Genomic DNA, 12,472 nt, shown 5'->3' with positions numbered 1-12,472 from the left:
CACCAGCGGCGTATTTAACCTTACGCATCCTCCGCCTCCACCGGCGCAGCGATCCGATCCAGCAGCGTGAGCAAATCCAATAGGTCGACCGTCCGGAACGCCGCGCGCCCGGCCGCGACGCGCCGGAATGCGTCAGGCTGCTCCATGTCCGTCATTGCGGCGGAAATCGTGGGCAAGGTCCCGTCCGCCGATCGGTAGATCACCCGGTCGTCGCCCCAATGCGGGCTGCGGCTGATCATGTCGAAGGTCTGGCCTTTAAGCGGGTGGAATGGGTGAGTAATGCGGACCGTGAGGCCGGTCGTCCCCACACGGGCTGCAGTTGACGGCTTTATCCAAGGCAAAGGTCGAGGTCGCCGTGCAAATTGCCCAGCGCTGGGTCCTGGCGCGTCTGCGCAATCAGCGCTTCTTGTCCCTGGCGGAGCTGAACGCCGCCATCCGCCTGCTCGTCGCCGAACTCAACGCCCGCCAGATGCGTGGCTTCGGCTCCAGCCGCGCTGAACTCTTCGCCGAGATCGACAGGCCGAAGCTGGGAGAACTGCCGGACCAGCCATACCTCTTTGCGCGCTGGAAGCGTTGCCGCGTCGCGCCCGACTATCACGTCGAGGTCGACGGGCACTGGTATTCCACGCCCTACCGTCTCATCCGGGAACTCGTCGATGTGCGCATCGCCGACAACACCGTCGAGGTCTTCCACAAGGGGCAGCGGATCGCCAGCCACGCCCGTGCGCCCAACCGGCGCGGCCATACGACCGTTGCCGATCACATGCCGAGCGCGCATCGCCGCTACGGCAAGTGGACGCCGGGGGGACTGATCGCGGCCGGCGAGAAGATCGGTCCTTCCACCGCTGCCTTCTTCCAGGCTGTCATCGCTGACCGGCCGCACCCCGAGCAGGGCTTTCGCACCTGCCTCGGCATTTTGGCGCTGACCAAGAGCTACGGCAACGCGCGCGTCGATGCAGCCTGCCAGCGCGGCATCCTCATCAAGGCACGCTCCGTCGCCTCGATCCGTTCGATCCTCAAGAACGGCCTTGATCGCGCTTTCCTCGACGAGGCGCCCGACCACCAACCCCTGCGCCACGGCAATATCCGCGGTCAGGGCTATTTCCACTGAACCAGGGAGATATCAATGCTCACCCATCCCACCCATGAACGGCTGGTCGCACTCGGTTTGACCGGAATGGCCAAGGCCTTCGAGGAGCAGCGACGATCACCGGATCTCGATGCGCTGTCGTTCGAGGAACGCATCGGGCTTCTGGTCGACCGCGAAGCCGCCGAGCGCGACACCAAACGGCTCACCACGCGCCTCAAATTCGCCGCGCTACGCCAGAGCGCCTGTGTGGAAGATGTCGATTTGCGCACCCCACGCGGCATCGACCGCGCCGTCTTCGCCAGGCTCGTCGCCGGCGACTGGATCGACCGTCATGAGAATTGCCTGGTCACGGGCGCAACCGGCCTGGGCAAGAGTTGGCTGGCCTGCGCGCTCGGTCACAAGGCCTGCCGCGACAATCGATCGGTGCTCTATCATCGCGTCCCGCGTCTCTTCGAGGCGCTCGCCCTGGCACGCGGCGATGGACGCTATGGCCGCCTGCTCAAGACGCTCGGCCGCGTTCAGCTCCTCATACTCGACGACTGGGGCCTGTCGGTTCTCAATGCCGCCGAGCGCCGCGACCTCCTGGAGATCCTCGACGATCGCCATGGCCGCGCTTCCACAATCGTCACCAGCCAAATCCCCGTCCAGCACTGGCACGACGTCATCGGCGATCCCACCCTCGGCGACGCGATTCTGGATCGCCTCGTTCACAACGCTCACCGCCTTCAACTTACCGGAGAAAGCATGCGAAAACACAGCGCTCGCGCCCACGCTCTTGACGCAGCCGCAAACACCTGAATCAATGAACAAGTCGGTCGAAGCGGCCGCTCATGATCACGTGAAATACCTGCTCACGATCAAATGAAATGAGCGCTCACCATCGCGTGAAATGGCTGCTCACAATCAGCGAAATGCGCAACGGGCGGCTCTCCGACTACTCCAGCGCGAGCTATGACCTAACCGTCTGCTGCGGCGTCCTCCGACCGGATGGGTTGCGCGAGCTGGCTCGCGTCACCCGCCCAAACGGTACCGGCACAGTGTCTAAGCAACGGCAGATACGTCGCCGAGGAAGACGCGCATTATTGGGTCTTCCGGGTGCCCGAGAAGACCAGCGCACCAGAGGAACCGAGGCTATGACGACGCTACCGCAAATCTCGCTGACGACAAACCGGCAGCCGATGCAAGGCGTATTTTGTACAGGGGAGCGTATTTCAGCATGATGGCACGATCGAGCGCGGAACTCCAGGTCGAGACGTGAGAGCACGCTGCCGCGCGGTGTTGCATGTGAATTTCCCGTATGCGCGGAACGCGCCCAAGTTGCGGACATTTGGGACACGGAAGGCCGCCGATATATCGATTTCATCGGCGGCATCGGCGTGCGTCGGACATTCGCATCCAGAGGTGGTTGATGCGGCCAGAACGCAACTGCAAACGCTTCACCCATACCTCCTAGCGCTGGGAAAGAGTTTCGGCGGCGGGCTCCCAATCGCCGCTGTCATCGGCGAGGCGGTGATCATGGACGCCGTGCCGCCGGGCGGTTTCGTAGGCACCTCGCAGGAAATCCCCTTGCATGCGCAGCGGCACTTGCCGTACTGACAGAAGCTCGCTTTGAATGGCTGGGTCCCAGGATCACGGCGTCAGTTCCAGCATCAGGCCGACCAGCCGCGCAGCAAATGCCGCGCGTTCGAGCGCCCCCAGCCCCCATTTGAGATCGAGGATTTCTGAACGAATCCACGCCCAGCAAACATCATCCCGAACCCGTGATGGCGATAGCCTCACCCCTATGCCTCCAGGCCATGCAAAGATGCGCCGCGGCGCGAGCTCTAACTCCAAGCGTTCCGCTCTTCGGCAGAGATCTTCCGCAACCGCTGGGCCTCCGGCGAGAGCGACCGGTTGTCGTTCCACGTCAGATAATATCCCGCCGGGGCGTCCGGCTCGAGGTCGGTAATCCTGACGAGCTTGCCTTCTTCGATCAAGTTAGCACCAGTCGGTGCCAGCCCACGGCAACGCCCTGATCAGCCTGGGCGGCTTGCAAACCACCCCTGGCGAATCCGGGCGCGGCCTAGGACTTCCTCCCAGACGGCCCAGCCGGGTTCGATCCATTCGACGTGCAGGAGGGGAAGTTCGGGCAAGCACTTGGCCGTCGCGTCGTGGTGCTCGTGGGCGAAGATGGGACCGCAGACCGGGTAGATGACATCGCCAAGCAATAGGTCTGCTCTCTCGTTAGGCCATGAGCCGAAGCCATAGCGGATGCGCAGCTTAACCACAGCGCGGCGATAGTCGCGCGAACTTTCGGAAATCACGTGGTCGACTGTATATCATCGTGCTGTGCCCCAAGCGCGGCATGCGCGGTATCAGCCAGATCGACGCGAACGCATCGGTGGAGGCAATGGTGACTTCTTGGAACCACCGTTGCGTTTAATGGTCGTGACGACATCGGACACCTTCGAAAAAATGCTTGCCAGCTCGGTGTAGAGGTCTTTGCCAGCGCTGGTAAGCACCACGCCGGTTCCTGTCCTCACAAACAGCGGAACGCCAAGCTCGTCCTCAATGACTTTGATCTGCCGACTGATCTCTCCCGCTGTCACGTTCAGCTCGGAACCCGCAAGCTCAAGCGAAAGATGGCGTGCCGATGCCTCGAATACCTCGAGGGCATTGATGACAGCGAAGGACAGAAGATAGGGATGGGCCATTGAACACTCCAATCAGATCGACAGTCGCGAACCAACGGACGGGTATCCACGTCGTCCTCTGGCCCATAAAGGACTGCCGCCAGTCTATACGCGTTAAAGTTGAGAGGCTGATTGATCACCATCGGGCTTCGTGACGGAACTGCGGCCGTCCGTCGTGACCCACGCAAGTTGCGTGCCGGTTGGCGCACCGTTCTGAGTTGCACCACTCGTCCACACCGACAGGCCGGCCCGACCGACCGTTTCGTCGGATTTCCGACATTCTTGTCCAGCTTCGGACAAAAGTTTGTGGATGGAGATGCGCGGTATCGTTCACGTTGACGAGGTGGGATCCGGTCACCGTATAAGGAGTATGAAGAAGCGCGGTTACTCGGGTTGTGTCCACCACCGTTTCCCTGAGTCAGCGCGGGAGGTCACCCACGAAACGGTGGGGCCGGTGGGCGAGAAGTCCGATAAAGGCCCAGCGGTCTGGTCGAACCGCAACACAGTTCGACGGAGCGGCAATGATCACGCGTTCGCGGCAGATGCTCGGGACACCGATCCTTGACGGTCGCTTGCGCTGGAAGCTCTAACCGTTGTCGATGACCGCGCTGCCGTCGCCGCTGTGCCTGACAGTATTGTCTCACCCACGGCGTTTTCCGGGGATGTGATAGACCTTTGGCGATGCTGACGGATCTGTTGCAACCTTTTGATTACCGGCGCTGTGGCAAGGAGCCCTCGATCATTTTTGGAGGGTTGCAATGTTCAAAGGCCGTCAGTTCGACCAATCCGTGATCCTGCTGTGCGTGCGCTGGTACCTGGCCTACAATGTGAGCCTGCGTGATCTGGAAGAGATGATCGCCGAGCGCGGCATTGCCGTCGATCACACGACCATCCATCGCTGGACTGTTCGATTCTCGCCATTGCTGCTGCAGCGCTTCAACCGGCGCAAGCGCGGCGTGACAGCCAAATGGCATGTCGACGAAACCTGCATCAAGGTCCGCGGCCGATGGATGTATCTCTACAGCGCCATCGACAGCGTCGGCGATACGGTCGAGTTCTGGGTTCAGCGCGCATCGCGATCTGCCGGCAGCCAAGCGCTTCTTCAGAAAGGCGCTCGAGCGCCATGGCCGGCCCGATCGCGTAGTCATCGACGACAGCCAGACCAACCGGGAGGCAATCATCTCCTGCGACACGACGAACCGCCTGCAAGACCGCTCCCGGCGAACATTGAAACCGATCAGCATTCGCCAGAGCCAGTATCTCAACAATCGCATCGAACAGGACCACCGCCGGATAAAGCGCCGTGTCGGGCCGATGCTCGACTTCAAGTCACCGGCGTCAGCCTCCATCACTCTGTCCGGTATCGAAATGGCCCACATGATGCGCCAACGACAGGCGAGGTAAGTTCGAAATCCTCGCCGCCTGACTGCAGCCCACCTAATCTCTCCCTGCGTCCCAATTCAGCCGTTGCAACAGACCCGCCACTCGAGTGTCCGATCATATGGCTTGCCATTGCTCCGGTCGCCAAACTCGATCTCGCTCCTAGAGCGGTTCCGGTTCTCTTGGAACCGGTAACTCGCTCTAACTATCTGTTTTGCCGCATTTATGCGGACGCCAAATGATTCCATTTGGCTGCAAAAATGCTCTAGTCCCACCCCGCGCACTTCGCCGGCGATCGGCACCTGCCCGATTTTTTCCTTCAGCGGCCCATCGAGCGTGAGGTGACTGGGTCGATTACATTAGCCTTCGGCCGGTCCAATATTTCAAAGATCGGCCCATTTTGCTTAATCTTTGAAGGCCCCTGCATCCTTTCTCCAGAGGTCACCGGATCAGACGCTCGTCGCGAGGAATTGATCGCAATCTCGGCACGACAGGCAAATGGTCTATGTCGGCCGAAATCCGGAGACAAAGTCATACCGTCCTTAGCGTTAGGGGTGTAATCACTTCCGCTGTCCAATCGACCGTCCCGCCGCATCAGGTGCTGGGAGGTCCGCGTGGGCCTCGATGAGAGGCTTGAGCTTCCTCATCACCTCAGGAAGTGGGGGAACGGAGCGACTCTCCTTGGACGAAACATGGAGCGTTAGCTGCTCGTAAGTCGACAGCAGGGTGTCGTCAGAAGCTCGATACAGCCACATAAAGGTATGGATCTTTTTGCCGTCTGATGGCAGAAGTTGCGCCTTGACATATAGTGCATCTCCGAGTTTCGCCTCAGCAAGGAGCCGAACATGGCTCTCCACCGTGTAGTAGCTGTGGCCGGCCTTCACATAGTCTATGTCGGCGCCAATCAGTTGGAGGAGCACATCGCAAGCATCCGCGAAACACTGGGTGTACCGGTATTCGGTCATGTGGCCATTATAGTCGATCCATGCAGGATGAACTTTTACTTCGAGAAGCCTTATTGGTTCGCTTGTAGGGTTCAGCTGAGGCTTGGGAGCGGTCTTCCAAAGATGTGCCTCAAAATCAGCGACCAATTCGCCGGCACCCCAGCCACGCCCCTCATCACCGGCTTTCAATGCCTGCAGGATTCCGACCAAATTCTGGTCGCGGATGCGTTCGAGTTCTCGGATACCACGCTGTCCTGACTGAGCGTCTGATTGGCCGACGATCTTTTCAACAAGATTGTCGTCGAGGTCGACCACATCGGTCAGCTTGGTCCATGGCCAAGCAAGGATGGGGCCATACTTGGAGAGGAAGTCGCGCATGCCTGCTTCACCGCCAGCAATGCGATACGTCTCGAACAGGCCCATCTGCGCCCAGCGGAGCCCGAAGGAATACCGAATGACATTATCAAGCGTCTCAGTATCGCAGATATCGTCCTTGATAAGCCAAAGTGCTTCGCGCCAAAACGCCTCTTGAAGGCGGTCACCTACGAAACCTTCAATTTCCTTGTTGATGATCAGCCCCGTCATGCCGATCGTCGCAAGCTTGTCCTTGGCGTCTTCAAGCACCGCTCTCGTTGTTTTCTCGCCACCGACGAGTTCGACCAGCGGGAGCAAATAGACAGGGTTAAAGGGATGGGCGACGAACATGCGCTCCGGGTTTTTCATCCCCCGCTGAAGATCGGATGGCATGAGCCCGGAGGTAGAAGAGCCAATAAGTGCCTTCGGATGGGCAGCAGCGTCTATCTGGGCCAGCACGCCGTGTTTAAAATCGAGCCTCTCCGGCACACTCTCCTGAATCCAATCGGCACCCCGCACGGCCTCCTCGATCGAATTGCTAAAGCTTAGAGTGCCTTTGTTGGGGAGGGGCGCTCGCGTGAGCATCTCATACGCGCGCTCGGCATTCGCCATAACTTCGGACACGAGCCGCTGAGCTTCGGGGTGTGGATCGAACATGTTCGTGTCGATGCCCCCAAGAATAAACCGTGCAGCCCAAGCTGCGCCGATCACCCCACCTCCAATACATGCCGCCTGATTAATCTTTGCCATCTGTGCCTTCCTACTTCTGAAGTATCTATGTAATAAACAAGCAGGCCGCTCGGGCCTGCGGCTCTGCCGTGGTACGGCGCTTACCGCTTGGTCAGTTTAAGTTTCCGACGGACTTCCTCGGGCCCGATGACCCTGGCGCCCATGTTTTCGACGACATTGACGGCCTTCTCGACTAACTGACCGTTGGTTGCGAACTGACCCTTGGCAACGTACAGATTGTCTTCGAGGCCGACGCGGACGTTGCCGCCCGCCAGCACGGCTGCTGCAGGGTACGCCATTGCATCGCGTCCGATACCAAAGGCGGAAAACGTCCAGTTCGAGGGAATGCTGTTTACCATCGCCATGAAGGTAATCAGGTCATTCGGGGCGCCCCACGGGACTCCCATGCACAACTGAATCAAAACTGGATCTTCGATCAGGCCCTCTTCCACGAGTTTTTTGGCAAACCACAAATGTCCCGTATCAAAAACTTCGATCTCTGGGCGAACGCCAAAATCGGTCATCATCTTGGCGAGCGCGCGAAGTGTCGATGGCGTGTTCGTCATTACATAATCGCCGAGGTTGAAATTCATCGTGCCGCAATCAAGTGTACAAATCTCTGGAGCGCATTCGACAATGTGACTAAACCGTTCGGAGGCACCGACAACGTCACTGGTGGGAGCGAGCGGAAACGGCTGCTCGACGCTACCAAATATTAGGTCGCCACCCATTCCCGCGGTGATATTCAGTACAATATCAGTATCCGCCTGCCGTACGCGGTCAGTGACTTCTTTGTATAAGTCGTTTCTGCGAGACGGTGCCCCGGTGTCAGGGTCGCGAACATGAATATGAGCGACTGCAGCACCCGCCTTGGCAGCCTCAACGGCGGCAGCTGCGATTTCTTTCGGCGAACGAGGTACGTGACGGGATGTCGACGCAGTATCCCCCACACCAGTCACGGCACAAGTGATAAAGACCTCACGGTTCATAGACAGGGGCATCAATCTTCTCCTTAGGTGGGCGCAGGGTGATGCCGGAAGATGCTAGGCATCGTCGCGCATAGGCGGGCGAAACTTATTAGTTTCTTATTATTTTGTAGCTGACATATGGCCGTCGATTGCAATCGAATGCCCCGAGGTAACTTGGCATTGAGGATTGCGTAGCCACAATCATACTCGGCATCGCATGGACACTCACCAGCGTCGGCATCGCCGCTGATCCCTTCTTCGAAAAAAATACTGTTCGCGAACCTGTTCTTCTTTGAGCGTCAGTTGCGACAAAACGCAGTTACATTGCCAGGCCGCCATCACGGTGGTCGCGGGCGATCGCCTTAGATAGAATGACCATTATATATAAAAGCGACGCCTGTCAACATCGGGAGCAATCGCGGGCCAATGCGTGCGTCGCTATCTGTGCCAAGCTACGTTATTGTTTCTTCGATTTAACGGACAACGCTGGTAGCGCCGCATGCGTTAATTTCAATGGTCGACGAAATTGGGACCGCTCATGTCAGCTCATAGACCAGCAGAGATGGCCACCGGCAACGCCGATGCTTTGCGTGGGTCGAGGCGGCCCCACATTCACAATGCGCAGGGCGGTTCACGTCTCGCCCACAATCCACCTCGATCGAGGAGTCACCTGGCGGTCTGATGACCGTGAATGAACATGTAGTTCATCTCTTTTACAGCCTGCGTCGTCGACACATCAACACCATGGACCAGGGAAATAGGGCCGGATCCGCGCGAGCTGCGACGGAGTGACCAAAACCAATTAATTATAGCAAATGCTTGAGTTAACCATAACTCCGTCGAACGGGTAGCATAATCAATGGGGCCTGAACCTGGAATTCCGTGTCCGCGTCCAACCCACCGCGTTAGTTTCCCGCACTCGCCATCTTGCGCTGGCGATCGCCTTTTCCAGCCAGCCGATCTCCATTTCGGGAACCGATGAGAGCAAAAGGTCGGTGTAGTCGTCGAAGGGCGGCGTCAGGACCTTGGTCCTCGCCCCGTATCGAACAACCTCACCGCGATACATGACGGCGATGGAGTCGGCGATCGACTTCACCGTCGCGAGGTCGTGGGTGATGAACAGATAGGCGACGTTCTCCTCCTTCTGCAGCTCGAGCAGGAGCTCGAGGATGCCGTGCGCCACCAGCGGATCGAGCGCCGATGTCACCTCGTCGCAGACGATCAGCTTTGGCTTGGCGGCAAGCGAACGGGCGATGCAGACGCGCTGCTTCTGTCCGCCGGAAAGCTCGGCCGGATAGCGGTCGATGAAGCCCTTGCCCATCTCGATCTTGTCGAGCAGTTCGGCGACGCGGGCATCGCGCTGCTTGCCGCGCATGCCGAAATAGAACTCCAGCGGCCGGCCGATGATGGTGCCGACGGTCTGGCGCGGGTTCATTGCCACATCGGCCATCTGGTAGATCATCTGCAGCTGGCGCAGATCGTCCTTAGTGCGTTCGGAGAGCCTGTTCGAAAGCTTGCGGCCCTCGAAGATGACCTCACCCTGCAGCGGCGGCAGAAGGCCGGTGATGGCGCGGGCGAGCGTCGATTTGCCCGAGCCGGATTCACCCACCACCGCCAATGTCTGGCCGGGATGGATATCCACCGAGACGTTCTTCAACACCTTGACGATGCCGTGGCCGTAGCCCGCTGTCACATTCTTCACGGAGAGCACAGGCTTGGTCGTCGGTTGCTTTTCCTCATGCCCGATATGATGAACCGAAACCAGCGCCTGGGTATAGGCCTGCTTCGGCTCCTTGATGATCTCATAGGTCGTGCCCTTCTCGACCATCTTGCCGTGGCGCAGCACCACGATGTCGTCGGCGACCTGCGCGACGACAGCGAGGTCGTGCGTGATGTAAAGGGCCGCCACGCCAGTATCGCGGATGGCGTCCTTGATTGCCGCCAGCACGTCAATCTGCGTCGTCACGTCGAGCGCCGTGGTCGGCTCGTCAAAGACGATCAGGTCGGGCTCCGAGCACAACGCCATCGCCGTCATCACGCGCTGGAGCTGGCCGCCCGAGACCTGGTGCGGATAGCGCTTGCCGATATTGTCGGGGTCCGGCAGGCTGAGTTTCCGGAACAGCGCCTTGGCGCGCTTCTCGGCCTCCGCGCGGTTGGCGACGCCGTGCTTGAGCGCCGCTTCCACCACCTGGTCCATCAGCCTTTGGGCCGGGTTGAAGGCGGCGGCCGCCGACTGCGCGACGTAGCAGACCTCGCGGCCGCGCAGTTTGCGGATGCCGTTGCGGCCGGCTTTCAGGATATCGCGGCCATTGAGGATGACCCTGCCGCCGGTGATGCGAACGCCGCCGCGGCCGAAGGCCATGGAAGAGAGCCCGATAGTTGATTTTCCCGCACCGGACTCGCCGATCAGGCCGAGCACCCTGCCCTTCTCCAGCGTCAGCGACACGCCATCGACAATGGTGATCTTTCGGGGGTGTTCGCCGGGCGGATAGACGGTCGCCTCGATCTTGAGGTCGCGGACGTCGAGCAGCGTATCAGCCATTGCCTCGCCCTCCCTTGATATCGGTGGTGCGGTTTAATACCCAGTCGGCGACGAGGTTGACCGAGATCGCCAGTGCCGCGATCGCCGCGGCGGGAATAAGCGCCGCCGCAATGCCGAAGACGATGCCGTCCTTGTTTTCCTTCACCATGCCACCCCAGTCGGCATCCGGCGGCTGCACGCCAAGGCCGAGGAAGGAGAGCGTCGACAGGAACAGCACCGCATAGATGAAGCGCAGGCCGAGTTCGGAGACCAACGGCGACAGCGCGTTGGGCAGGATCTCGCGGAAAATGATCCAGGCCTCACCTTCGCCGCGCAGCTTCGCCGCTTCGACATAGTCCATTACGTTGATGTCGACAGCGACGGCGCGCGACAGGCGGTAGACGCGGGTTGAATCGAGAATGCCCATGACCAGGATCAGCGTCACCAGATTGGTCGGCAGCACGGAGAGCACGACCAGAGCCATGATCAGCGTCGGAATCGACATCAGCAGGTCGACGAGGCGCGACAAAAGCGTGTCGAACCAGCCGCCGAAAACCGCCGCGGAGAAGCCGAGGATGGCGCCGAGCGAGAAGGACAGCGCGGTGGCCAGCACCGCGATGAACAGCGTGATGCGGGCGCCATAGATCATGCGCGACAACAGATCGCGGCCGAGATTGTCGGTGCCCAGCCAATGCGCGGCCGACATCGGCTCCCAGACGTCGCCGACGATCTCGCCATTGCCGTGCGGCGCGATCAAGGGCGCGAAGATCGCCGCCAGCACGAACAGCGTCGTCAGCACAATGCCGATCAGTGCCGGGATGGGGATGCGTTTGATATCGAGCATACCCGCCCCCTTACTTCGGATGTCTGAGACGCGGATTAGCGACGATCGCCGCTATGTCCGCGATGATGTTCAGGCTGATGTAGACGGCGGCGAAGATCAGGCCGACCGCCTGCACGACAGGCACGTCGCGCTTGGTGACGTGGTCGACCAGATACTGCCCCATGCCGGGGTAGACGAAGATCACTTCGACCACGACGACACCGACGATCAGGTAGGCGAGGTTGAGCATGACGACGTTGATGATCGGCGCGATCGCATTGGGGAAGGCATGTTTGCGAATGACATTGAAGGCCGACAGGCCCTTTAACTCCGCCGTCTCGACATAGGCCGACTGCATGACGTTGAGGATGGCGGCACGCGTCATGCGCATCATGTGGGCGAGCACCACCAGCGTCAGCGCGGTGGCTGGCAGCGCGATTGCCTGGATGCGCTCGCCGAACGGCATGCCGTCATAGACGGTCGAGATGCCGGGGAAGATCTGCCATTTCACGGCGAAGAAATAGACCAGCACATAGCCGATGAAGAATTCGGGAAACGAGGTCGAGGCGAGCGCCAGTCCGGAGATCAGCTTGTCGACCCAGCCATTGCGGTAGCGCACCGCGATCAGGCCGAGGATGATCGCCAGCGGCACGGCGACGACCGCCGCCCAGAAGGCGAGGAACAGCGTGTTCCACAGCCGCCCCTTGATCGAGGTCGCGATATCCTGGCCGCTCGACATGGCGGTGCCGAGGTCGCCGGTGAGCACGCCACCGAGCCAATGGAAATACCTGATATAGGCCGGGTCGTTCAGCCCGAGCTGCTCGCGCAGATTGGCGAGCGACTCCGGTGTCGCCGATTGTCCGAGGATGGCTTGGGCAATGTCGCCGGGCAGGATCTGTGTGCCGGCGAAGATCAGGACCGAAACCGCAAACAACAGTAGAATGCCCAGCGCCATGCGCTGGGCCACCAGTTTTACAATAAAAGACATCAA

At 60.0% G+C, this 12,472-nt stretch carries 9 protein-coding genes and 2 pseudogenes; 3 read left to right on the top strand and 8 right to left on the bottom strand.

Going from position 1 to position 12,472, the window contains the following annotated elements:
- Nucleotides 1-20: 20 nt before the first annotated feature.
- Nucleotides 21-308 carry a DUF5372 family protein gene (locus IQ26_RS29080; RefSeq protein WP_162458103.1) on the bottom strand — a complete coding sequence of 96 codons (288 nt, stop codon included), beginning with the start codon at nt 306-308 and terminating at the stop codon, nt 21-23.
- 26 nt (nt 309-334) lie between these two features.
- On the opposite strand from IQ26_RS29080, the pseudogene IQ26_RS29075 reads away from it, so the two are divergent.
- A pseudogene (locus IQ26_RS29075) lies at nt 335-1,111 on the top strand (Mu transposase domain-containing protein); the annotation flags it as partial.
- Between the two features lie 15 nt (nt 1,112-1,126).
- Entirely contained in the window at nt 1,127-1,888 is a 762-nt protein-coding gene (gene istB, locus IQ26_RS29070; RefSeq protein ID WP_145721777.1) for an IS21-like element helper ATPase IstB, read from the top strand.
- An 831-nt stretch (nt 1,889-2,719) separates the two neighbouring features.
- On the opposite strand, the gene IQ26_RS39270 is transcribed toward istB, so the two are convergent.
- Entirely contained in the window at nt 2,720-2,869 is a 150-nt protein-coding gene (locus IQ26_RS39270) for a hypothetical protein (RefSeq protein ID WP_156090962.1), read from the bottom strand.
- Nucleotides 2,870-3,444: 575 nt separating this feature from the next.
- Nucleotides 3,445-3,783, bottom strand: coding sequence for a LysR family transcriptional regulator (locus IQ26_RS40675; protein WP_240547288.1), 339 nt, complete (start codon nt 3,781-3,783; stop codon nt 3,445-3,447).
- A gap of 737 nt (nt 3,784-4,520) precedes the next feature.
- Here IQ26_RS40675 and IQ26_RS29055 point away from each other — a divergent pair.
- A protein-coding gene (locus IQ26_RS29055; protein ID WP_145721776.1) for an IS6 family transposase occupies nt 4,521-5,166 on the top strand; the annotation gives its coding sequence in 2 pieces (ribosomal slippage) (nt 4,521-4,823 and nt 4,825-5,166; 645 coding nt in all).
- A gap of 536 nt (nt 5,167-5,702) precedes the next feature.
- Here the strand turns inward: IQ26_RS29055 and IQ26_RS29050 are convergent.
- From IQ26_RS29050 to IQ26_RS29030, 5 genes and pseudogenes are all read right to left on the bottom strand, one after another.
- The gene (locus tag IQ26_RS29050; RefSeq protein ID WP_145721775.1) at nt 5,703-7,190 is read right to left on the bottom strand and encodes a carnitine 3-dehydrogenase; all 1,488 of its coding nucleotides are present in this window, start codon (nt 7,188-7,190) and stop codon (nt 5,703-5,705) included.
- Nucleotides 7,191-7,270: 80 nt separating this feature from the next.
- Nucleotides 7,271-8,170, bottom strand: a complete 900-nt coding sequence (bcoG, locus tag IQ26_RS29045) for a 3-dehydrocarnitine:acetyl-CoA trimethylamine transferase BcoG (protein WP_145721774.1) — start codon at nt 8,168-8,170, stop codon at nt 7,271-7,273.
- A gap of 872 nt (nt 8,171-9,042) precedes the next feature.
- Nucleotides 9,043-10,679 (bottom strand): annotated as a pseudogene (locus IQ26_RS29040) (ABC transporter ATP-binding protein).
- Nucleotides 10,672-11,502, bottom strand: coding sequence for an ABC transporter permease (locus tag IQ26_RS29035; protein ID WP_145721773.1), 831 nt, complete (start codon nt 11,500-11,502; stop codon nt 10,672-10,674). The pseudogene IQ26_RS29040 and the gene IQ26_RS29035 overlap by 8 nt, the downstream one beginning before the upstream one ends.
- Nucleotides 11,503-11,512: 10 nt before the next feature.
- On the bottom strand, nt 11,513-12,472 hold the full coding sequence (locus IQ26_RS29030; RefSeq protein WP_145721772.1) for an ABC transporter permease: 960 nt from the start codon (nt 12,470-12,472) through the stop codon (nt 11,513-11,515).

Origin of the sequence: Mesorhizobium tianshanense, assembly GCF_007830515.1 — a bacterium.
Taxonomy (GTDB): Bacteria; Pseudomonadota; Alphaproteobacteria; order Rhizobiales; family Rhizobiaceae; genus Mesorhizobium; species Mesorhizobium tianshanense.
Note: the sequence above shows the minus strand (reverse complement) of the source record. Positions and strands in the feature narration are given on the sequence as shown.